Origin of the sequence: Janthinobacterium sp. SUN206, from assembly GCF_030587305.1 — a bacterium.
GTDB lineage: Bacteria > Pseudomonadota > Gammaproteobacteria > Burkholderiales > Burkholderiaceae_D > Janthinobacterium > Janthinobacterium kumbetense.
In genome coordinates this window covers 564967-587967 of record NZ_JAPWIB010000003.1, presented here as the reverse complement: position 1 = coordinate 587967, position 23001 = coordinate 564967, and the positions used below count along the sequence as shown (strand labels likewise).

The following is a 23001-nucleotide window of genomic DNA, read 5'->3' as shown; positions in this document are numbered from 1 at the left end:
GGCTCAGGCGTCCGGCGCGTGCATGGCCTGGTAGCAGGCCAGCAAACCGGCGGCGATGTATTTTTCGACGGATGAGACGGACACCTGCAATTCGGCGGCGATGTCGCGATAGCTGAGGCCATCGAGTTTGCACAGCAACAGGGCCTTGCGCGCCTTGGCGGGCAACTGGTGCAGCACCGCATCGATTTCCGTCAGCGCCTCGATCACCAGCGCGCGCTCTTCCTCGGACGGCGCCAGCGCCTCGGGCACCAGGGCCAGCACTTCCAGGTAGGCGGCCTCGATCTGGCGACGGCGGTACAGGTCGATGACCATGCCGTTGGCGATCTGCGTCAGGTGACGGCGCGACTCCCCGGCCGGCGGCATGCGCCCCGTCTTCATCAGGTGCAGGTACACATCGTGCGCCAGGTCAGCCGCATCGAAGGCATTGCCGAGTTTACGGCGCAGCAAGCCACGCAGCCAGTGATGGTGGTCGGTGTACAGACTGCTGACTTGCTGCTGAAGCGCTAACTCGGCGGTGCTCACGATACCCTTCCTGTCGCCAACGGCCGGCAAGAACAGGCGCATCGGATTATAAATGAGAATTATTCTCATTGTACGCCGAGTGACGAGGAAAACGCAATACGGCGACGGGCAGCAAACGCCCTCAGCCCTGCTGCCGGACGGGCCTGAACAGCCTGAACGCGGCCCACAGCGAAGGCCGGTAGACGTGCAGTGCGGCAGCGAGCAGCACGCCCCACGCCAGCGGAGCAAGCACCCCCAGGCGCTGGGCAAAAAACGCGTGGCCCGCCGCCAGCAGCGACAGCAGGACGGTGCTCAGGTACAGCGAACGACGCGGCAGCGGACGCCAGACGCGCATGCCCAGCTCCGTCTTGACGACGAAATACACGAGGAAGCCCAGCAGTTGAGACACGGCGGCGCCCGTGGCGCCATGGCGCGGCACCAGCACGGCGCCCGCCAGCAAGGTGCCCAGCAAGCCGGCCGCAAAGGCGGCGATGGAAAATGCCGGACGGCGGGCCAGATTGATGCCGACGCCGGTCACTTCCGCCAGGGCATACAGCAGCGGCTGGCCGACCGTGGCCACCGCCATGTACGCGACGCCGTGATAGTTGGGAGGCAAGACCCAGCCGATCAACCAGGCCAGGGCGCCCGCCAGGCAAAAGCCCACCACCACGATGGCCTGCGCATGGCGGCAAATGGCCGCAATATTCGACAGGCCGCCGCCGGCCGCGGCCCACTTGTGTACTTGCGGTATCCAGACAATCGTAAAAATCGATTGCACCAGCCAGGCGCCGGCGGCCACGCGCGTGGCCAGCGCATAAATGCCGAGTTCGTCAAAGCCGGCAAAGAAACGCAGCAAGCCCATACCGGCCGACAACATTAACATATAAAAAATCCCGCTCACCAGCAGGGGCGCGGCCTCGGAAAGCAGGCGCCGCAGCAGCACCCGATCCACGGCGGTGTGCCAGGCTTGCGCCAGCGATACGCGCGCATGCCACAACAGCCACAGCGTGACCAGCCAGGTAGTGGCCACGACCAGGCTTGCCAGGTGCACGAAATTGCGCTGCGGATCCCTCCACAGGACAGGCAGCAGCAACAGCAGCGACATTTTCGGCAATACTTGCGCCAGGCTGAATACCCAGGCGCGCTCCTGCATGCGGAACAGTTGCGCGATCAGGCGATTGGCCAGGGCGCTCAGCATGCCGGCAGCGAACAGGACAGCCAGTGCAGGTTGCGCCACATCAAATAACAGTTGCGCTACCGGCGCGGCAAACACGAGTATCACGGCCAGCGCCATGGGCGCGAGCAGCACGGCCGGCAGCAGGCACGCTTTCAGCAAGCCGCTACGCGCGGTGCTGTAATGGTATTCATGCAGGAAAGCCTTATCCAGCCCCAGCGACAGCAGCAAACCGGCCACCGTGCATGCGGTCATGAAGAAATCCAGCTTGCCGATGTCGGCAGGCGGAAACAGCCAGGCCACGGCAGGCACGGTGGCCAGGCCGCACAGCAGCGACAAGATGGGGCCGGCTGAAAAACCCGCGAGACGGTTCAGGCGCATCGTTCAGCCGGGCCGGGCATCTCAGCCATGCCTGTCGTTGGAGAAACGATAGGGCACCGTGTCCGAATCGGCCGGCACGCGCCAGTGGTCCGGCGCATCATAGCGATACGCATGGTCCACCGCATTGACGAGGATGGCAAGAGTGCTGCAGTAATTTTGCACGCCATGCCAGACGCGCGGCGGCACGACGAGCAGGCCGGGACGCCTGGTGCCCAGCTTGAATTCGTTGAGCATGCCAAAGGTGGGCGACTCCTCGCGCGCGTCGTACAGCACCACGCGCATCTGGCCCGCCGCCACGAACAGGCGGTCCGTCGTGATGGCATGCGCATGCCAGGCGCTCAGTCCGCCCGGCTCCAGGGTCGAGGCGAATATCTGGCCTATCTGTGCCGCATCGGGCACCCATTCGGTGCGGAAAATTTCGGTCAGGCTGCCGTACGCCGTCAGGACAGGCTTGATTTCCTGAAAGATCACGCCATCGATCAAGGAAGGCGTTGCCGGCTTCCATTCCTTGGTAATGCTGACGCCATCCTGCTTCGCGCCAGCCAACAACCAGTTATCTTTCTCAGCCACCAGATCTACCCCTAGAATTTTATAAAAATGCTCTTATGTATTGCAACCGTATTATCTATCGCTGCGACATGTCCTTCAATCCCCGGCGGCGGCGTAATTCACGTAAAAATGTGCCTTTGCGCCAATATTTGAGCCAGAAGCCGGGATGCGGCGGCCACAGCCCCAACATATAGCAAAGACGGCGTGACAATGCTTTCATGGCCGTTATCGCGGACTGTAGCGGAGCAATAAGACGCTCACGGCCCACCTTGCCATACAGCGTGGAGACAGCCTGCAGAATATTCAGCGGATCCTGCATGTGCGCCCACCAGAACGCATGCTCGGCGTGTTGCCGCTCCAGGTAGGCATTGCTGCGGCTGCCAGACTGGATCAGGATGGCGCCGATGCGGGGGTGGGCCAGCATCGGCCGTCCCGCGCGATACACGCGGTGCAGCCAGGCTTGCGACGGCCAGCAGCGCACTTCCCATGAGGGTTGCCATGGGCCGATCTGCAGGGCCAGCTCGCGCCGCATGATCCACAGGGTAGCGGGCACGTCCATCCACGGACGGTACGGTTGCACGCCATCCGCCAGCGCGCCCACCATGTGATGTCCCACCGGCAAAACCACCAGTCCCTGGCCAAAAGCCAGGTCGGCCCCGGTGCGCTCGAGGACCTCGATACTGCTTTGCAAATGATCGGGCAACCACAGGTCATCGTGGTTCAGGAATGCCAGATAGGTGCCTCGGGCCAGGCTGACGCCGACATTGTTGGGCCCCGTCTGTTCGCCGTAATTGGTGTCCAGATTCACAAAGCGGATGCGCGCGTCGCCGAACGCGGCGACCACCTCGGCGGTATCGTCGGTGCAGCAATCGCCGACAATAATCAGTTCCCAATCCTGCACGGTGCTGGCGAGTGCAGACTGAATAGCGTACCCGAGGATATTGCTCCGGTTGTACGTGGCCATGACAATGGAAACGAGCGGCGGTTTCTCCGGCTGCATGGCAGGCCTTTTCAAATAGACAAACAAAAAATGCCGCCCAAGTGCATTGAGCGGCATTTCGCAATGGACGAATGCAATATGTTGCTGGCGCTTGCCAGCAAGCATCTGTCCTTAGACGTTGAACAGGAAGTTCAGCACGTCGCCATCCTTGACGACGTATTCCTTGCCTTCGGCGCGCATCTTGCCCGCTTCCTTGGCGCCCGCCTCGCCCTTGTAGGCGATGAAGTCGTCATAGGCGATGGTTTGCGCGCGGATGAAGCCGCGTTCGAAGTCGGTGTGGATCACGCCGGCCGCCTGCGGTGCGGTGTCGCCCACATGGATGGTCCAGGCGCGCACTTCCTTCACGCCTGCCGTGAAGTAGGTTTGCAGGCCCAGCAGCTTGTACGCGCCGCGGATCAGACGGTCCAGGCCTGGCTCTTCCATGCCCATGTCGGCCAGGAAAGCGCCCTTGTCGGCGTCGTCCAGGTCGGCGATTTCCGCTTCCAGCGCCGCGCAAATGGCGACGATGGGGGCGTTCTGCGATTGCGCATAGGCCGTCAGCTGATCCAGCAGCGGATTATTCGTGAAGCCCGAGTCGGACACGTTGGCCACGAACATGGCCGGCTTGGCCGTGATCAGGCACAGCGGCTTGATCAGTTCCATTTCATCGGCGTCCAGGCCCATCGCGCGCACGGGTTTCGCGTCGTTCAGGTAAGGCATCATGCGTTCCATGATGGCCAGCAGCTTAGCCGCATCCTTGTCGCCCGAGCGGGCTTTCTTGTTTTCGCGGTGGATGGCTTTTTCCACGGTGCCCATGTCGGCCAGCGCCAGTTCGGTCTGGATGACTTCGATATCGTCGAGCGGGTTGATCTTGCCGGCCACGTGGATGACGTTGTCATCTTCGAAGCAGCGCACGACGTTGACGATGGCGTCCGTTTCACGGATGTGCGACAGGAACTGGTTGCCCAGGCCCTCGCCCTTCGATGCACCGGCCACCAGGCCGGCGATGTCGACGAATTCCACGATGGCGTTGACCATGCGTTCCGGCTTGACGATGGCGGCCAGCGCATCCATGCGTGGGTCCGGCACTTCGACGACGCCGACGTTCGGCTCGATGGTGCAGAACGGATAGTTTTCAGCCGGGATACCGGCTTTCGTCAGTGCATTGAACAGGGTGGACTTGCCGACGTTCGGCAAGCCGACGATACCGCATTGGAGACTCATGGGAAAACCTTTAAATAATCAATTTTGCCGGCAAGCGGCTGGTGCAAAAACGGCCTGTACAGGCGTTTTCTGGATAATCTTGCTGTAATAAATCTGGTAAGGGTCAATTGTACCTCTATGCACCCTACTCTTCAAAAAAACCGCCCTCTGTGCCGCTAACTGTCGCCATCCCCGTCGTCCGGCTGCGACGCATCGAATTCCAGGATGTCGCCGGGCTGGCATTCGAGCATTTCGCAGATTTTCGACAGGGTATCGAAACGCACGCCGCGCACCTTGCCCGATTTCAAGAGGGACAGATTCTGTTCCGTGATGCCGATGAAGGCCGCCAATTCCTTCGATTTCACTTTTTTCCTGGCCAGTACCAGGTCGAGGCGCACGACGATGCCCATCAGATGAACCCGCTGTTTTCATCGGCCAGGCGCTGGCCTTCATGGAGGATTTGCGCCAGCGCAAAGAACACGGAGCACAGCAGCAAGGTCCACAAGTCGCCGCCCGTGACGTCGACCACCAGGCGCAACTGGCCCGCGCCCTCTTCCAGCAAGCCGAACAGCATGCCGCGCACGGTCGGCTCCAGCAGGGTCAACAGCGTTCCCAGCAGCAAGCCGCCCGCGAAACGGCGAAAGTGCGCCGCCACCTGCGGCGTAAAGTACACGCCCTGCTCGAACTGGCGCAGGATCCGGGCCAGCTGGCGCACGGCATCGCCCAGCACCAGCAAGGCCGGCAAGGCCAGCGCCAGGCCCAGTACCCGCTGCCACCACGGCATGGCCGCCAGGTGCTCGAATGGCTGGTTCTGCAGTTGCAGCATCAGCTCGTACATGCCGGCGCCACCCAATGTCCCATGCGCGGCCGGCGCGGGCGCCAGCCAGCCCAGCACCGTCAGCAGCAGGTACAGCACGAAGAACGTCGTCACGCCATGGCGCACGCGCCGGCTCAATACAGCGGGGCCTGACTGATTTTTTTTCATATTTAAAAGTATACGAAAGTACAAAGTGCCGTTAGAATAAATTATCGTAAAACAATAATTAAATCATGTTTTGCGACCATTTTAACATGTTCGCCCTATCCTATCGACTGGAGACACCATGAAAACCCTGCTTGCCTCACTCGTTTGCAGCACCGCCCTCCTGCTCGGCGGCGCCGCCCGCGCGCATGACTTGAACGCCATGCTGCAGCAGGCGCTGGCCGACAGGAGCGTGCCGGCCATGGCCATCCTGCTCATTCGCGACGGCAAGATCGATGCGCAGGCGCAGGCGGGCGTGCGCGCCAACGACGGCCATGACGCCGTACGCGCCGATGACGTGTGGAATATCGGTTCCGACGGCAAGGCCATGACGGTGACCCTGATCGCGCGCCTGGTGGAGCGGGGCGTGCTGTCGTGGGATGCGCCGCTGTCCAGCATGCTGCCCGCGCTGAGCGCCGGCATGCGCGCCGAGTACCGCGACGTCAACCTGATGGATTTGCTGGCGCACCGCGCCGGTTTACCGCCCAATCCGGACGAGGACTGGATCAATTCCACCTACACGGATGCGCGCCCCTTGCCCGTGCTGCGCCTGGAATACGCACAGCGCGCGCTGGCCGACGCGCCGGTGGCCGCACCGCGCGGCGAATCGCATTATTCGAACAGCGGCGCCATGATCGCCGCCGCCATTGCGGAGCGGGTCACGGGCAAGACCTATGAGGAACTGATGCAGGCGGAAGTATTCGGCCCGCTGGGCATGCAGGCCGCGTTCGGTCCCACGGTGCGCGGACAAAACCTGGGCCACAAGGAAGGCAAGCCGATCGCCGGCTTGATGGCCAGCAACCCGCTGATGATGGCGCCCGATGGAGAAATCCACCTGAGCATGGCTGACTGGGCCAAGTTTGCGCTCGATCAACTGCAGGGCGAACAAGGCAAGGGCAAGCTGCTGAAACAGGAAACCTATGTCTTGCTGCATACGGCGCAGGGCGACACGAATGCGGCATTGGGCTGGGGCGTGATGCATTTCCCGCCCCAGGCGCCACAGCGCGTGCTGACCCACCTGGGCTCGAACGGCTACTGGCACGCGCTGATCGCGCTGGCGCCCGGCAGCGGCGACGGCTTGCTGATCGCCGCCAACGCGGGTGAAGGCAGCAGCGCCCAGGCCAGCCAGCAGCAGATGGCGAAAACCATCATGACCGGCTTCGGCAAGGCGGGGAAATAATTACGCGGTGTGCAACTTCATGGTCGCCGCCTCGAACTTGCCCTCGACGATCAGCGGCATGACTTGCAAGGATTTGTCGATCGCCTGCTCGATCAGCTCCTGGTCTTCGCGGCGCGGGCGGTGCAGCACGAAATCGGCTACCTGCTGCTGCAGGCTCAGGGTGCGCGGATGGCCGATGCCCAGGCGCAAGCGCCAGTAATCCTGCGTGCCCAGCGCGGCCGTGATGTCCTTCAAGCCATTATGGCCGCCGGCCGAGCCGCCCTTCTTCAGGCGCGCGATGCCTGGCATCAGATCGAGTTCGTCGTGCACCACCAGCACTTCATCGGCGGCGATCTTGAAGAAACGCGCCAGCGCGCCCACGGATTGGCCCGAGCGGTTCATGAAGGTCAGCGGTTCGAGCAGCCAGACTTCGTTGCCGCCGATGGAGGTCTTGGCCAGCATGGCGTTGTAGCGCGAATCGCGCTGCAAGCGCGTGCCGGGCAAGCTGTTGGCGAGGTTGTCCACCAGCCAGAAGCCGGCATTGTGACGGGTTTGTTCGTATTCGGGTCCCGGGTTGCCGAGGCCGACGATCAGGCGTATGGGCATGGCTGTGTCTGCAGTGTAAAAACGTATTATCGGTGAAAACAGGCAGAAAAAAACCCGTCCGGAGCGAACCGGACGGGTTTTTCCTTGCGACTACCGCATTGCTGCGGCGGCAAAATTACTTCTTGTCAGCAACAACTTCAGCAGCAGCGGCTTCAGCAGCAACGTGGCCAGCCGGTACCGAAGCGGTAGCGATGGTCAGGTTGGCGCCGTGGGTGACAGCGGTCACGCCAGCTGGCAGGACCAGGTCGCCAACGTGCAGCGAGTGACCGACGTCGATGTTCGACAGGTCAACGTTGATGAATTCTGGCAGTTGGCCTGGCAGGCACGAAACTTCGATTTCGTTGGCTACGTGGCTGATGGTCGCGCCGTGCAGTTTGACTGCTGGGGAAACGTCAGCGTTCGTGAAGTGCAGAGCAACTTTCACGTGGATAGCTTGCTTAGCGTCAACGCGTTGGAAGTCAGCGTGCAGAACCAGTTGTTTGTATGCGTGGACTTGGAAGTCGCGCAACAGAACTTGCTGGGAAACGCCGTCGATTTCCAGGTCCAGGATCGACGAGTGGAACACTTCTTTTTTCAGCGCGTGGTACAGGGCGTTGTGATCCAGCGAGATCAGCACTGGGGCTTCAGCGCCACCGTAGACGATACCAGGGGTTTGGCCGGAAATGCGCAGGCGGCGGCTCGCTCCGGAACCTTGCAATTCGCGTTTAAATGCGATAACTTTCATGTGAAACTCCAAGAAGAACAAGGCTTGCGCCTTGTGTTATGAAGATTCCCGCGACCAGGAATCTTCGAAAATGGGCGCATATGCGCCCCGAAAACTAAAATACTACGGCGCAACAGGCAAAAAGCCGGTCGCGCCGCAGGTGACGTCTGTTGCTGCTCTTGTCGAATTAATCGATAAAGAGGGAAATAACCGAATCGCCCTTGATGATGCGCTTGAACGTCTCGGCCAGCAGCGGCGCGCACGTCAATTGACGGATCTTGCCGCAGGCCAGGGCCGCTTCGGACAGGGGGATCGTGTCGGTCACGACCAGCTCATCGAGTGGCGAGGCCGAAATACGGTCAATCGCCGGGCCCGACAGCACCGCGTGCGTGCAATACGCCACGACTTTTTTCGCGCCGCGCTCTTTGAGCACTTCGGCAGCCTTGGTCAGGGTGCCTGCCGTGTCGACCATGTCATCCATGATCACGCAGTTGCGGCCTTCGACTTCACCGATGATGTTCATCACTTCCGACACGTTCGCTTTTGGACGACGCTTGTCGATGATGGCCAGGTCGCAGCCCAGGCGTTTTGCCAGGGCGCGCGCACGTACCACACCGCCGACGTCCGGCGACACCACCAGCAGATCCTGGTAGTTTTTCTTTTGCAGGTCGCCCAGCAAAATTGGCGAAGCGTAGATGTTGTCGACTGGGATATCGAAGAAACCTTGAATCTGGTCAGCGTGCAAGTCCATGATCAGGACGCGCTCGACACCGGCTTCTTCCAGCATGTTCGCCACCACCTTGGCCGAAATTGCCACACGCGCGGAGCGTGGACGACGGTCTTGGCGGGCGTAGCCGAAGTAAGGAATCGCGGCGGTGATGCGGCCAGCGGAAGCACGTTTCAAGGCATCAACCATCAGCATGATTTCCATCAGGCTGTCGTTGGTTGGAGCACAGGTGGATTGCAAAACAAAAACATCCTTGCCGCGTACGTTTTCGTTAATCTCGACCATTACTTCGCCGTCGGAGAATTTCGAAACGTTTGCTTTACCGAGAGGGATGCCGAGGTTTTTTGCGACCCCCTCTGCCAACGCTGGATTCGCGTTGCCGGTAAAAACCATCAGGTTTTCGTAAGCCATGGGAGTCCCAAGAGGTGATATAGAAGTCTTGAAAAGCACTAACCGGGCATAGGCCCGGTCAGTCATTGTTTAGAATATGCCGCGTGGCGACATATCTGCTTTTTCCCGTACTGGACGCCAACTTCGCATCGACAGACTACGGTGAAATGGTGGCAGGGGAAGAAGGATTCGAACCTTCGCATGCTGGAATCAAAATCCAGTGCCTTAACCAGCTTGGCGATTCCCCTACGTTACTGACTGCTTGCCGTCATGTTGGCCAGTATTATACCGACTATTTGACGCTAAGCAAAATCTTTTTTTGCTCTTTACAACACCGTGAGCATCGGGTGGCGATTCAGCGCTTTTGCCTTCCAGGCGATCCAGACTGGTGGCACATTGCTGAGCACCGCATCCGCTTCTTCCTGACTGCCAAACGCACTAAACACACAAGCACCGGAACCAGTCATCCTGGCCTCACCGTAAGCACCCAGCCATTCTACCGCATCTGCTACCGGCTTGAAAAGACTGCATGCCACTTGCTGTAAATCATTTTTACCAAACCCGCCCGCATCGTTTCCTTCTGCGAGGTGCCTGGAAAAGTCCGCTATTGTGACGGGTTCGGTATTTCTCGTCAAGCCTTCCGCGCAAAAAATTGCGGCGGTAGGTACTTGCACGCCCGGCTCGATCACCACATACCAGCATTCGGGCGTGGCGACGGGCTGCAGGGCCTCGCCCACGCCTTCGGCAAAGGCGTTTTCGCCAAAGATGAAAAATGGGATATCGGCGCCCAGCGGCAAGCCCAGCGCCATCAATTCCTCCCGGCTCAAGCCCGCTTGCCACAGACGGTTCAAGGCCATCAGGGCCGTGGCCGCATCGGACGAACCGCCCCCCAGGCCGCCGCCCATGGGCAGCACCTTGTCGATGGCGATATCGACGCCGCGCGGCAAGGCGCCCGTGCGGCGCAGCACTTCCGCCTGCAGCAGTTTCGCGGCGCGGATGATCAAGTCCTGCTCTTCCGGCACGCCGGCCAGCGCCGTCACGCGGCGGATCAGCGTGTCGTCGCGCAGCGCGAAGTGCAAGGTGTCGCCATGGTCGAGCAACTGGAAAACCGTCTGCAGCAGATGGTAGCCATCGGCGCGGCGGCCGTTAACGTGCAGAAATAAGTTCAGTTTGGCGGGAGCCGGGCAATGATTCAGGGTCGTCAATGTCATGGTGCAGGTGTGGATGGGGCGGCATCGAGCACGATGCGCAGCGACACGGCATCGGCCTGCGCGCTGGTGGTGCGTTCGGCATCGATACGCCGCGGTTGGGGCAAGGCGCCCGGTGTATTCTCAGCAGCATCTTGCCACGACACATAGCGCAAGCGCCAGCCGTCTTTGGTTGTCACGCTGTCATTGGCCGGTGACGCGACGAAGCGCTTGCCATCGGCGCCCACGGCATAACCTTGCAGCCAGTCACGCAAGCCCGACACGGGCAGGGACCACCCCAGCATCTGCGCGCTCAGGGTATCGACGTCGGGCGCGCTGCGCGGCGCCTTGCCGCTTTGCGTCAACACGGCCTGCTGCGGCGTGACGGCGATCGTCGCCAGGGTGCTGCCGACGGGCGTATACAGGGTCACATCCGTGCGCGCGGCCGTCTGCAGCCAGTTGAAATTGACCGTGGCCGATTCGGGCTTGTCATCCTTCTGGTACACGACGTTCAAACGGCCCGTCAGCTCCACCTGTTCGCGGTAGGGCGCGACGGCTTTGCCCGATGGCGCGGCGCCGGATGAAAAGGGGGAAGTCAGGGTCGAGCAGGCCGAGAGGGCCAGGCACAGGACAGTCAGGGGCAGGAAATGTTTGGACATGGGTTTGGACATGGGCACAAGGAAAAACCAGCGCCATGGCGCTGGTTTCTCATAGTTGAGTTAATCGGTTCAATCACAAACTGACATTCAAGCGCGCCAGGGTGCTTTTCAGTGCATCGTTTTTCGGATCCTTGCCTTGCGCCTCGCGCCACAGCTTTTGCGCTTCGGCCTTGTCGCCCTTCTGCCACAGCACTTCGCCCAGGTGGACGGCGATTTCCGGGTCGCTGCGCACGGCATAGGCGCGGCGCAGCGCGCTTTCCGCGGCGGCCAGGTTACCCATGCGGAACTGCACCCAGCCCATGCTGTCCATGATGAACGGGTCGCCCGGCGCCATCTGCAAGGCTTTTTCGATCAGTGCATGGGCTTCCGGCAGGCGGATGCCCCGTTCGGCCAGCGAGTAGCCGAGGGCGTTATACGCGTGCTGATTGTCAGGCGCCAGCGCCATCACGCGGCGCAGGCTCGCCTCCATCAGCTCGAGTTTATCCAGGCGCTCGGCCAGCAAGGCATAGTCGTACAGCAGTTCCGGATTATCGGGGAAGCGCAGCAAGGCATTTTCCAGCACCGTATAGGCGCTTTGCACGTAGCCAGCATCGCGCAGGAATTGCGCATCGACCAGCAGCACCTGCGCCTGGCTTGCCGGATCGTCCGTTTCGATTTCCGTCAGCGCCTTGCGCGCCGCATCGAGATTGCCGCCACGGGCGATCAGCTGGGCGCGGCGCAAACGCGCCTCGACATAACCGGCGGACGCACTGTTGTCGATCTTGTCCAGCCAGGCGATGGCGCCGGCCGTGTCGCCGCGCGTTTCGGCGATCTGCGACAGTATCATCAGGGCATTGAACGGATCGCGCGCGTCGCCAGGGGATTTGTCGAGCACGGCCAGGAAGCGCTTGAAGTACTGCTCCGCGCCCTTGGTATCTTCCAGCTGCAACGCCACGATGCCGAGCGCATACAGGCCGCCCAGGTTGTCGGGCTGACTTTTCAGCAGCAGCAGGAATTGGTCGCGCGCCGGCTCCAGCTGTTTTTGCTCGACCAGCAGGCGCGCATACGCGCCGCGCACCTCGACAGCGTCCGGATTCTTTTGCAGGAAGGCGGCCAGCACCTTGCCTGCCGCCTCGGGCTCGCCCGTCACCTGCGCCAGGGTCAGCGCGGCCAGCTCGGAGTTCGGCTTGATCGCCAACGCCTTGTTCGCTTCGCCGATGGCGCGTTCACGCTCGCCGATCGACAAGGCGCCCTGCGCCAGCACCAGGTGGGCTTCGAACATGTCCAGGTAGGGCTGCACCAGGCGCGTCACCATCGAATAGGCATACAGCTTGTCATTCGAACGCGACAGTATCTGCTGCATCTGGAACAGGGCCACGCCGCGCGCGCCCGGCGGTGCATTGGCCAGGCGCTCGGCAAAAATCGGTTCCGCTTCTTCGATCTTGTCCGTCAAGACGACGAAGCCGAGGAAGAACTGGGTCGCCTCATCCGATTCGGGCGCCAGCTCACGCCACAGGCGGATGGCCGCCAGCGCTTCGCCGCCCTGCTTGGCGGCCAGTGCCATTTCGGAGGCGCGGCGCGCCAGGCGCGGATCACGCGTCTGCTGCGCCGCCACCATCATCGTCACGTACGGCCCTTGCCACTGGCCGCTCTTGAATTCCATTTCAGCCTTGGTCAGCTTGTACAGCAAATCGCTGCTCAACTCGACCTTGGGCAGCTTCTCGCCCTTGGCGTCGTCGTCGGACTCGGTACCGGCCGCTTGCGGCGCAGCGGCCGCAGCGGGGCTGGCCGCCCCATCGGCGGGGGCAACAGGCGTCTGTGCCATGGCATGCGTGGCCATCAGGGCGGACAAGGTTACAATGGCGAAAGCGTTTTTCAAAGGCTGATCCTGGCTAAACGGCAAAGTTTGATTCTACGCCCAACGCGGCTATCGCGTACTTCACGTATGTAACGAAATATATACGTCGTGGCGGCGTAGCGTGCCCGGGCCAGCCATCGGCCGGCGACCCGCCTGTTTTTTACCCGGTTTTCCATCATTCGAGCCCTATGCCAGAATTGCCAGAAGTCGAAGTCACACGGCGCGGTGTCGCGCCCCACATCGAAGGGCGCGCCGTGCGTGCCGTCGTGCTGCGCCGCGACGGCCTGCGCTGGCCCTTCCCCCCTGCCCTGGGCGAACAATTGTCGGGGCAAACCATCGGCCTGACGGGGCGGCGCGGCAAATACCTGCTGATCCACTTCCGCCACGGCACCCTGATCATCCACCTGGGCATGTCGGGCCATTTGCGCGTGCTGCCCACTGGGACGGAGGCGCAAAAGCACGACCATTTCGACCTCGTCGTGGAAGACGCGGACGGCAGCAGCCAGGTGCTGCGCATGACGGATCCGCGCCGCTTCGGCGCCGTGCTGTGGCATGACGAGGCCGACGGCCCGCTGGATGGCCACGCGCTGCTGCGCGGTCTGGGCACGGAACCGCTGGAAGGCGGCTTCACTGGCCAGCTGCTGTTCGAGAAAACGCGCAACAAGGGCACCAACATCAAGCAGGTGCTGATGGCGGGCGACATCGTCGTCGGCGTGGGCAATATCTATTGCTCCGAAAGCCTGTTCCGCGCGGGGATCAACCCGAAGACGCCAGCCCGGCGCATCGGCCTGGCCCGCTATGAGAAACTGGCGCAATCGATCCGCGACGTGCTGGCCGAAGCCATCGTGCAGGGCGGCAGCACCCTGCGCGACTTCATCGGCGTCAATGGCCAGTCCGGCTACTTCCAGCAGACGTATTTCACGTACAACCGCGCGGGCAAGCCATGCCGCGTGTGCGGCGCGCCGATACGGCAAATCGTGCAGGGACAGCGTTCCACGTTTTACTGCGTGAATTGCCAAAAGTAGCCACACTCACAGAGGGAGCCAGATGGTCAGAGACTTGGAACAATACAGCGCATGGCGGCAGGACGTGCAGGCCGCCTTGCAGGCATACCGGCAAGCCGCCAGCGCGGCGGGCCTGGTCGACGGCGCCTCCGCGCTGCGCCTGGCGCGCTGTGGCTCCCGTCTGACTGACGACCGCCTGTCCGTGGCCTTCGTGGCGGAATTCTCGCGCGGAAAATCCGAGCTGATCAACGCCATCTTCTTTGCCGGCTATGGCCAGCGCATCCTGCCCTCGGGCGCAGGCCGCACCACCATGTGCCCCACCGAGCTGCTGTACGACGCGGCCTGGCCGCCATCGATCCGGCTGCTGCCCATCGAGACGCGCGCCCAGAACCTGTCGACCAGCGACTACCGCGACCTGCCCGCCGCCTGGACCGTCCTGTCCCTGAATATCGAGGCGGGCGGCGACATGCAGGAAGCCATCCGCCAGGTCAGCCTGACGAAAAAAGTCAGCGTGGCAGAAGCGGCGCGCTACGGCCTGTACGACGCCGACGATGCGGACGCGCCCTCGATGCTGGACGAGGACGGCCAGGTGGAAATCTCCATGTGGCGCCACGCCATCATCAACTTCCCCCATCCGCTGCTGAAACAGGGCCTGGTGATTCTCGACACGCCCGGCCTGAACGCCATCGGCACGGAACCGGAACTGACCCTGAACCTGATCCCGAATGCGCACGCGGTGCTGTTCATCCTGGCGGCCGACACGGGCGTCACGCGCAGCGATATCGAAGTATGGCGCAACCATATCGGCGCCGGCGCGGGGCGCCTGGTAGTGCTCAACAAGATCGACAGCATGTGGGACGAATTGCGCGGCGATGCCGAGGTGGCGCAAGCCATCGAACGCCAGCAGGCCAGCGTGGCGCACCTGCTGACACTGGATGCGGGCCAGGTGTTTCCCGTCTCGGCGCAAAAGGCCCTGGTGGGCAAGATCAACCACGATGCGGCGCTGCTGGAAAAGAGCCGCTTGCTGCCGCTGGAGACGGCCCTGTTCGATGAGCTGATCCCCGCGCGCAAGGACATCATCCGGCGCCAGCTGGCGTTCGACCTGGACGCCATCGAGGCGGCGCAGCAGGTGCAGGCGGCGGCGCGCGCGCGCGGCATCGCCGAGCAGCTGCACGAGCTGCACAGCCTGCGCGGCAAGAACCAGAGCGTGATCGCGCACATGATGCGCCGCGTCGATATCGAGAAGAAGGAATTCGACAGCAGCCTGTTCAAGCTGCAGGCCACGCGCGCCGTGTTTACCCGCCTGTCGACGGAACTCTATACAAGCCTGGGCATGGATATCGTGCGCAACGATATCGATGGCGTGCGCGCGGCCATGCAGCGCAGCCGCTTTTTCACGGGCTTGCGCGAAGCCGTGCGCCAGTATTTCGAGCGCATCACCCGGAACCTGGACCGTTCGGAAGGCAAGACGGCCGAGATCACGGAAATGATGAACGTGATGTACCGAAAATTCGCCACCGAACATGGCCTGGCGCTGGCCTTGCCGATGCCGTTTTCGCTGGCCCGCTACCGCCAGGAGATCGCCGATATCGAAGCCGTGTATCACAAGCAGTTCGGCACGGCCACCTTGCTCACCACCAGCCGTGTCGTGCTGATGGAGAAATTCTTTGACACCATCGCCTCGCGCGTGCGCCGCAGTTTCACCAACGCCAACGACGACGCCAGCGCCTGGCTGAAAGTCATCATGGCGCCCCTCGAAGCGCAGATCGTCGAGTACAAGGAGCAGCTGAAACTGCGCTTTGCCTCGATCCAGCGCATCCACGACGCCACGGGCAGCCTGGAACAGAAAATCGCCGGCTTCGAAGCCAGCCTGGCGGCGCTCGAACGCGACAAGGCGCAGCTGGCGCAATTGCTCGCTGCCTTGCGCACGGCCAGCGCCACATAAAACACGCAACAACACGCCACAAGATACTGGAACCCTGCATGAAACGTCTGCTGCATCCGCTCTCGCCCGCCACGGGCGCAACTCAGTTTGAAAACGCGTCTGAAAATTACATCGACCCGACTTTTTCCGCCACCGTCATCGCCTGGCAAAAGCAGCATGGCCGCCATGCGCTGCCATGGCAAAACACGCGCAACGCCTACCTGATCTGGCTGTCCGAAATCATGCTGCAGCAAACGCAGGTCACCGCGGTACTCGGCTACTATGCGCGCTTCCTCGAACGCTTCCCTACCCTGCGCGATTTGGCCAGCGCCCCGGTGGAAGACGTGATGGCGCAGTGGAGCGGCCTCGGTTACTACACGCGGGCGCGCAACCTGCACAAGTGCGCACAGCGCGTGGTGGCCGAATACGACGGCGCCTTCCCCAGCGACCCAGCCTTGCTGGCCGACCTGCCCGGCATAGGCCGTTCGACGGCGGCCGCCATCTCCGCGTTTTCCAGCGGCACACGCGCGGCCATCATGGACGGCAACGTCAAACGCGTCTTCGCGCGCACCTTCGGCATCGATGCCTATCCCGGCGAAAGACGGGTCGAGGAAGCCATGTGGCGCCGTGCCGAAGCGCTGCTGCCGGAGACAGGTATCGAAGCCTACACGCAGGGCCTGATGGACTTCGGCGCCACCCTGTGCACGCGCAGCAGCCCCGATTGCGGCCGCTGCCCGCTGCAGCCGCGCTGCGTGGCCTACGCTACGGGCCGCACCAAGGATCTGCCGGTGCGCAAACCGAAGAAAACCAGCCCCGAAAAACACGCCGTCATGCTCGTCATCATCGACGATGGCCAGGTGCTGCTGGAACAGCGTCCCGGTTCCGGCATCTGGGGCGGCTTGCTGTCGCTGCCGGAACTCGATGGCCACGTGCTGGCCGGCGAGGACTGTCCGCGCGACATCGATCAGGAGCTGCTGGCGCACGCCGTGGCGCCGTTTGGCGCAATCGAAACGCAGGAACGACTGCTGCCCATCGTACACGTGTTTACCCACTACAAACTGCACATCGTTCCCTGCCGCATCACCCTGGTGCGCCGCCTGGCGCTGGCCGGGGAAGCGACGCACGTCTGGTATGACGGCGCAAAAATTGCAGACGCGCCGCTGCCCGCTCCCATCAAGAAACTGCTGCTGGACCTGTTCGGCGATGCGCGCGCGGCGCAGCGCAGCATGTTCTAGTGCGGCATTTTTTACTGCTCGCGCTGGCGGCGCTGTGTCTGCACGGCGCCCACGCGGCGAACGACCTGCCCGAGGTAAGAATTGGCGTACTGGCCTACAAGGGCGGCGACGCCGTGCAGCAGGACTGGTCGTACGTGACGCGCCACCTGCAAGCGAGCATTCCCGGCATCCGTTTCACCCTGGCCGACTACGACCAGGCGGGCCTGACGCGCGCCGTGCAGTCGCAATCGATCGCCTTTGCCATCACCAGCAGCGGCCATTACGTGGCGCTCGAGCACAGCGATGGCGCCAGCCGTATCGCCACCCTGGAATCGCCATGGACGGAGTCGCCGCGCCAGGCCATCGGCTCGGCCATCGTCGTGCGCAGCGCGTCGCCACTGCATGACCTGGCCGACCTGGCTGGCAAGAACGTGATGGCCGTGGCGCCCGACGCTTTTGGCGGCTACCAGATCGCCGCGCGCGAACTGCGCGAAGCGGGCATCGATCCCACGCATGATTTTGCCAGCCTGCGCTATAGCGGTTTTCCGTCGCAGCAGATCATCGACGCCGTGCGTGCGGGGCGCATGGATGCGGGCATCGTGCGCACCTGCCTGCTCGAACAGATGGTCGCGCGCGGCGAAGTGCGCGCCGAGGAACTGCGCGTGATCACCACGCGCCCGATTCCCGGTTTTCGCTGCGCCAGCTCGTCGCGGCTGTATCCGGACTGGCCCTTCGTGGCCCTGCGCCAGACGCCGCCCGCGCTGGCAAAAAAAGTGGCGCAAGCCCTGCTGGCCATGCCGCGCACCGACGAAGGCTACAGCTGGACGGTACCCAGCGATTACCAAATCGTCGATGAACTGTTCCGCGACCTGCGCATCGGTCCCTACGCCTATCTGGACAAGCTGACGTTCGAGACGGCGTTGCGCCGCTACTGGGGTTGGATGCTGCTGGTGCTGGCCTTGCTCGTCGCCTGGGCCGTGCACACGGTGCGCGTGGAATACCTGGTCAGCCGGAGCACGGAGCAATTGCGCGCCGCCCAGCACCAGCAGCGCGCGCTGGAAGAGCAGGCGCGCCAGCGCCAGGCCACGCTAGACCACACGGCGCGCCTGGCGATTCTGGGCGAAATGGCCAGCGCCATCGCGCATGAATTGAACCAGCCGCTGGCCGCCATCGGCAATTTCGCGCGCGGCATGGCGCGCCGCATCACGGCGGGTCGGCTCGATGCGGCGCCCCTGCTCGACGGCGCGCAGGAAATCGCCACGCAAAGCGAACGCGCGGGCGCCATCATCCGTCACATTCGCGCGATGGCGCAAAAGCGTCCCGCGCACAGCACGGCCTTCGCCCTGGCCGACGCCGTGGAGCAAGCCGTGGCCCTGTTCCGCGCAGCCCATCCGCAAGCCAATATCAGCTGGCGCCACGAGGCGGTCAGCGCGGCACCGCGCGTGCTGGCCGACCCGCAGCAAGTGCAGCAGGTGCTGCTCAATTTACTGAAAAATGCGCTCGATGCGCAGCTGGAAAACGGCAATCCGCAGCACCCCATCGGCGTGCTGCTGCACCGCGAAAACGGCGCCTGCACGGTGGCCGTGCGCGACGCCGGCTGCGGCCTGGAAGCGGCGCAGATGGCGCGCCTGTTCGAACCCTTCTTTACCACCAAGGCCGAAGGCCTGGGCCTGGGCATGTCGCTCAGCAAAAGCATCATCGAATCGTTCGGCGGCAGCCTGTCGGCGCACGCCAACGCCGATGCACCAGGCTTGACGGTCTGGTTCCGCCTGCCCGAAGATACCGGCCTGGGAGCCAACAAGGAAACACCATGAATGAAAGCGATGCGATCATCTTTGTCGTCGACGACGACGCCGCCATGCGCCGCTCGCTGGCCTATCTGTTCGATTCGGCCGGCTGGAAGGTCGAGACGTTCGAGTCGGCGCGCGACTTCCTGCAGCGCTACGCTGGCCATGTTCCGGGCTGCCTGCTGCTCGACGTGCGCATGCCTTTGATGAGCGGACTGGAACTGCAACAGGAGTTGAACAACAGGACCGGCCACGCCATCTCCCTGCCCGTGATTTTTTTAAGCGGCCACGGCGACCTGGCCATGGCCGTGCAGACGATGAAGGCGGGCGCCTGCGATTTTTTGGAAAAGCCGTGCAAGGACCAGGTGCTGCTGGACGCCGTCAGCCGGGCCGTGGCCCGCAGCGTGGAAGAAAGCCGCAGCGCCGCCAGCGCGAATACGGCGCAATCGGCGCTGGCCAGGCTCACCGCGCGCGAGCGCGAAGTGGCGTTGCTGATGGCCGAAGGCAAAGCCTCGAAAGTCATCGCCCGCGAGCTGGGCATCAGCGACAAGACAGTGCAGGTGCACCGCCATAACACGATGGAAAAACTGGGCCTGCATTCAGCAGCCGAGGTAGCCCGGCTGCTAATGGCCGGCGGCGAAATCTAGAACACCCAACCCAACCTACTGCGCGTCGTGATTTGCGGCCTGCGATGCTCACTGTGCATTCGCACAGCTACGCTTCTCGACCGCACCTCCCTTCCGCTCGCTACGGTTTTGTTGAGCGTTCGTTAAGCCCGCACGATGCGCGCCGGCAGCCCCTGCCGCACCGACGTGCCCGAGACGGGATCGACAAACACGTTCTTGTCGCCGCGGCTCGGGTCCGTCAATCCCAGGTCATTCAGGTTGATGCCGGCGCCGATGGCCGGTTCATCTGGCTGACGCAGCTTGCCGATACGGTGGGCGCGCGCACCGTGCTCCTTGTGGCCGAAACCGTGTTCTACGGCGATCACGCCCCGCTGCACGCCATGGCGCAGCATCACCGTGGCCCTGGCCCTGCCTCCCGGCGTTTCCAGGTAAATGGCATCGCCATTTTCCAGCTTCAAGCGCGCCGCATCGTCGGGATGCACGGCGACCGGGTTGTCCGGATGGATGCCGCGCAAGCGCCGCGCACCGATGCTGTAGGAGTTCTGCAGCGCCGATTTAAAGCTGATCAACTCGAACGGCCACTCGCTGGCCGGATAGGTTTTGCGCACGGGCGTGCCATCGGCAAACGCCGCCACTCGCCACGCGGGCGTGCCGGGGAAACGCTTGCCGCTCAAGCTGTTCTTGCTCACGCCCAGGCCTTCGTTGTACAGCATCATCGGTTTCAGATAGCGGTGCGTGGACCAGTCCTGCGGATACGGCGCCTCGTCGATCACGGGTACAGGAGCTGCCGGCGCCTTGGGATTCGCCGGTGGCGGCAGGCGCAGGCCGAACATTTCGCCATAGCTCTGGTAGCGCCCTCCCCGCGCCAGCATGAAGGCCACCTTGCGCCACTCTTCCGGCTTCAGGGTGCGCTCCAGTTCGGGGCGGATGCGGCCCACGCCGGACAAATCGATATCGTCGTCGCTGGCCTCCGGCACGGCCGTCTTGCCCTGCCAGGCGATGTTGGCGCCGCCGCGCAGATACCAGTCTTCCGCGCGCTGCAGGGGGAAGCGCTGGCCATCCATGTCCTGCAAGGCCTCGGGACCGAAACCGGGCAAGCCCATCGTTTTCGCCAGCGCGATGAAGAACGATTCCATGCAGATGGTCTGGCCGTCCGGCGTCTTTTGCACGCGCGGTTCGACCACGGGCCAGCGCGCCGTGCTCATTTTGACGGGCATGCCGCCCCAGGCGCCAGCCCAGCCCCAGCTTTCGTACAGCAAGGTGTCGGGCAACAGGTAGTCGGCAAACGCCGAACTTTCATTGATGAAGGGGTCGATGGCGACGATCAGGGGAATCTTCTTCGGATCGGCCAGCTCTTTGCCGATCTGCGCGCGCAAGCCCGTGATGCCGTAGACGGGATTGCAGCTCCACAGAATCAGCGCCTTCAGGGTGTACGGGTAGCCGTTCATGGCGCTGGTCAGCCACTCGGTGGCCAGCGCGGGCGCATTCGGATACCACGGTGCCTTCGCCGGATACGCCTTGCCCGCTTCTTTCTTCAGCTTGAATTCCGAGGTTTTTTCATACGGCACATTGCGCCCGATCGGCATGCCGGCCGCCTTGATCTCGCCGTCGAAACTCTCGAGGTTATAGCGCGGCCCAGGCCCCGCATCCTTGAAGCTGCCGCCGTTGACCAGGGTGCCGCCCTTGCGGTTCAAATTGCCGATCAGGGTATTGAGCATGACCAGCGCATACGCGTTATAGAAGCCCGCACCCGACATCATGCCGCCGTGCGCATTGACGGCGGCGCGCTTGCCATGGCTGGTGAGTTCCTGCGCCAGCCCTTCGATGATGTGGCGCCCTATGCCGCAGGCGGCCGCGTAATCATCCATGCTGTGGCGCTGCGCTTCCTCGTTGAGCATCGTCATGGCCGTCTTCAGGTGCAGCGGTGCGCCCGCCACATCCAGCGGGCCGTCGAAGAACAGGCGCGCCTCGCCCTTGGCGGCATTGTGCGGCACGATCGCTTGCGTGGCGGCGTCGATCACGCAAAAGGCGTCGCCATCCTTGTAACGCTCTTCTTCCGGCAGCTCCACCGCGCCCATATCCGACGCCCGCAGGTAGCGGCCATCGCGCGGATGGCCCTTCTCGTTGATGATCAAATGCGTGGCATTGCACCAGGCGGCTTCGCCCGCCGCTTCCGCCACCTTCAGGTTCGGCTGCACGAGGAAGTTGCGGTCATAGCGTTCGTGCTCGATGATCCAGCGGATCATGCCCATGGCCAGCGCACCATCCGTACCCGGCTTGATCGGTACCCAGCGGCTGCGGTCGCCCGCGGCAAGGCTGTCCGCGTTTGTCAGCACGGGGTCGACAACGACGTAACTGAATTCGCGCTTGCCAGAGCGGGCCTTGGCGATCAGGGTACCCTGGCGCTTGAACGGGTTGCCCGCATTGCCTGGTGCCGTGCCGACGAAAATGCAGAACTCCGTGTTTTCCAGGTCCACTTTCGCGTGCGGCATCTTCTTCATGTCGCCGAACATGGCGCCCGAGCCGCTGCGGTAGGCGCCGCCGCAATACGAACCGTGGTTGACCAGGTTCAAACTGCCGTATGACTGCTTGAAAAAGCGCGTGCCGAACGCCAGGCGGCCATCGTCGGTACTGCACATCAGGCCCACCTGGTTCACTTGCGGGCCCAGTTCCGGCTGCGCCGGATCGATCGGCTTTTCCAGCTCGCGCAAGGCGCGCAGCCCCTGCACGTGGCCTTCGCCAAACAGGTCGCCGCCTTCCGTCACTTCCTTCACCAACTGGTCGAAGGCGATCGGTTCCCACTGGCCGCCGCCGCGCGGTCCCACGCGCTTCATGGGCGCCAGCACGCGGAACGGCGACTTCATCTGTTCCAGCACGCCGTTGCCGCGGCCGCAAGCCGTCGAACGGCCCTTCAGCCCCTTTTCCTGGAAGCGCGACAGCGACACAAAGCTGTCGCGGATCGAGGTTTGATACGGCAGCGCCGGGTCGGCCGACAGGGGGCTGTAGGGATTGCCCGCCACGCGCAGCACCTTGCCGCTCTTTTTATCGAGACGTACGCGCACGCCGCAAAACGTGGTGCAGCCCATGCACATGGTGTAGCTCACTTGCTGGTCGGGATTGACCGTCAGCTTGCCCGTGGCCGTATCGACGGAAAACTCGGGCGGCAGGGAATTGCCATGCAGTTTCTGCACGGGTTTATCCTTGCCCAGCGCATGGTCGACCATGCGGCCGGCCGTGGTGGAAAAGCTGGCGGCAAACGCGGCCAGGCCGCCGCCGATGGCGCCGTAGCGCAACAGCTTGCGGCGTTTTTCGTTTTCGTCGTCAGGGACGTCGTTGTGTGCGTTGTTGTGTATTTGATCGTTCATTTTTG

At 63.0% G+C, this 23001-nt stretch carries 20 protein-coding genes and 1 tRNA gene; 6 read left to right on the top strand and 15 right to left on the bottom strand.

All coding sequences use genetic code 11. From position 1 onward, the window contains the following. Positions 1-3 precede the first annotated feature (3 nt). The 7 genes from O3300_RS19625 to O3300_RS19595 all read right to left on the bottom strand — a co-directional run bounded on the left by O3300_RS19625 (position 4) and on the right by O3300_RS19595 (position 5772). On the bottom strand, positions 4-522 hold the full coding sequence (locus O3300_RS19625; protein ID WP_251349364.1) for a sigma-70 family RNA polymerase sigma factor: 519 nt from the start codon (positions 520-522) through the stop codon (positions 4-6). Between the two features lie 121 nt (positions 523-643). Continuing rightward, the gene (locus O3300_RS19620; protein WP_305053856.1) at positions 644-2056 is read right to left on the bottom strand and encodes a lipopolysaccharide biosynthesis protein; all 1413 of its coding nucleotides are present in this window, start codon (positions 2054-2056) and stop codon (positions 644-646) included. Positions 2057-2077: 21 nt separating this feature from the next. After that, the gene (locus O3300_RS19615; protein WP_099665707.1) at positions 2078-2626 is read right to left on the bottom strand and encodes a dTDP-4-dehydrorhamnose 3,5-epimerase family protein; all 549 of its coding nucleotides are present in this window, start codon (positions 2624-2626) and stop codon (positions 2078-2080) included. Between the two features lie 55 nt (positions 2627-2681). Then, positions 2682-3710, bottom strand: a complete 1029-nt coding sequence (locus O3300_RS19610) for a glycosyltransferase family 2 protein (RefSeq protein WP_305053855.1) — start codon at positions 3708-3710, stop codon at positions 2682-2684. Positions 3711-3716: 6 nt separating this feature from the next. Beyond that, complete coding sequence (ychF, locus tag O3300_RS19605; RefSeq protein ID WP_251349368.1) at positions 3717-4808, bottom strand: redox-regulated ATPase YchF; 1092 nt, start codon at positions 4806-4808, stop codon at positions 3717-3719. A gap of 155 nt (positions 4809-4963) precedes the next feature. Further along, positions 4964-5197, bottom strand: a complete 234-nt coding sequence (locus tag O3300_RS19600) for a helix-turn-helix transcriptional regulator (RefSeq protein WP_034778346.1) — start codon at positions 5195-5197, stop codon at positions 4964-4966. Further along, positions 5197-5772: a DUF2975 domain-containing protein gene (locus O3300_RS19595; RefSeq protein WP_305053854.1), complete on the bottom strand. Its 576-nt coding sequence runs from the start codon at positions 5770-5772 to the stop codon at positions 5197-5199. The genes O3300_RS19600 and O3300_RS19595 overlap by 1 nt, the downstream gene beginning before the upstream one ends. A 118-nt stretch (positions 5773-5890) precedes the next feature. Between O3300_RS19595 and O3300_RS19590 the strand changes: the two genes are divergently transcribed. Further along, the gene (locus O3300_RS19590; protein WP_305053853.1) at positions 5891-6988 is read left to right on the top strand and encodes a serine hydrolase; all 1098 of its coding nucleotides are present in this window, start codon (positions 5891-5893) and stop codon (positions 6986-6988) included. On the opposite strand, the gene pth is transcribed toward O3300_RS19590, so the two are convergent. From pth to O3300_RS19555, 7 genes are all read right to left on the bottom strand, one after another. Next, positions 6989-7573, bottom strand: a complete 585-nt coding sequence (gene pth / locus O3300_RS19585; protein WP_034778342.1) for an aminoacyl-tRNA hydrolase — start codon at positions 7571-7573, stop codon at positions 6989-6991. Positions 7574-7688: 115 nt separating this feature from the next. Further along, positions 7689-8297: a 50S ribosomal protein L25/general stress protein Ctc gene (locus O3300_RS19580; protein WP_077408940.1), complete on the bottom strand. Its 609-nt coding sequence runs from the start codon at positions 8295-8297 to the stop codon at positions 7689-7691. A gap of 166 nt (positions 8298-8463) precedes the next feature. Continuing rightward, positions 8464-9414, bottom strand: a complete 951-nt coding sequence (locus O3300_RS19575) for a ribose-phosphate pyrophosphokinase (RefSeq protein WP_034753270.1) — start codon at positions 9412-9414, stop codon at positions 8464-8466. 150 nt (positions 9415-9564) lie between these two features. Beyond that, positions 9565-9641, bottom strand: a tRNA-Gln gene (locus O3300_RS19570). A 78-nt stretch (positions 9642-9719) separates the two neighbouring features. After that, complete coding sequence (gene ispE, locus O3300_RS19565) at positions 9720-10604, bottom strand: 4-(cytidine 5'-diphospho)-2-C-methyl-D-erythritol kinase (protein ID WP_289899510.1); 885 nt, start codon at positions 10602-10604, stop codon at positions 9720-9722. Then, a complete protein-coding gene (locus tag O3300_RS19560; protein WP_099668272.1) occupies positions 10601-11239 on the bottom strand; it encodes an outer membrane lipoprotein LolB in 639 nt (212 codons plus the stop codon). The genes ispE and O3300_RS19560 overlap by 4 nt, the downstream gene beginning before the upstream one ends. 73 nt (positions 11240-11312) lie before the next feature. Continuing rightward, a complete protein-coding gene (locus O3300_RS19555; protein ID WP_305053852.1) occupies positions 11313-13097 on the bottom strand; it encodes a tetratricopeptide repeat protein in 1785 nt (594 codons plus the stop codon). Between the two features lie 167 nt (positions 13098-13264). On the opposite strand from O3300_RS19555, the gene mutM reads away from it, so the two are divergent. Genes mutM through O3300_RS19530 form a run of 5 tightly spaced genes read left to right on the top strand, consistent with a single transcriptional unit; the run spans position 13265 to position 19652 of the window. After that, positions 13265-14101 (top strand): bifunctional DNA-formamidopyrimidine glycosylase/DNA-(apurinic or apyrimidinic site) lyase, encoded by an 837-nt coding sequence (gene mutM / locus O3300_RS19550; RefSeq protein ID WP_099665715.1) that lies wholly within the window; start codon positions 13265-13267, stop codon positions 14099-14101. Between the two features lie 22 nt (positions 14102-14123). Further along, positions 14124-16025 (top strand): dynamin family protein, encoded by a 1902-nt coding sequence (locus O3300_RS19545; RefSeq protein ID WP_305053851.1) that lies wholly within the window; start codon positions 14124-14126, stop codon positions 16023-16025. Between the two features lie 38 nt (positions 16026-16063). Beyond that, positions 16064-17239 (top strand): A/G-specific adenine glycosylase, encoded by a 1176-nt coding sequence (mutY, locus tag O3300_RS19540; RefSeq protein WP_305053850.1) that lies wholly within the window; start codon positions 16064-16066, stop codon positions 17237-17239. Beyond that, positions 17239-19032 carry a sensor histidine kinase gene (locus tag O3300_RS19535; protein ID WP_305053849.1) on the top strand — a complete coding sequence of 598 codons (1794 nt, stop codon included), beginning with the start codon at positions 17239-17241 and terminating at the stop codon, positions 19030-19032. Before mutY ends, O3300_RS19535 begins: the two co-directional genes overlap by 1 nt. After that, the gene (locus O3300_RS19530; RefSeq protein ID WP_099665719.1) at positions 19029-19652 is read left to right on the top strand and encodes a response regulator transcription factor; all 624 of its coding nucleotides are present in this window, start codon (positions 19029-19031) and stop codon (positions 19650-19652) included. The genes O3300_RS19535 and O3300_RS19530 overlap by 4 nt, the downstream gene beginning before the upstream one ends. A 122-nt stretch (positions 19653-19774) precedes the next feature. Here the strand turns inward: O3300_RS19530 and O3300_RS19525 are convergent, their stop codons facing one another. Further along, entirely contained in the window at positions 19775-22996 is a 3222-nt protein-coding gene (locus O3300_RS19525; protein WP_305053848.1) for a molybdopterin dinucleotide binding domain-containing protein, read from the bottom strand. Positions 22997-23001: the final 5 nt, after the last annotated feature.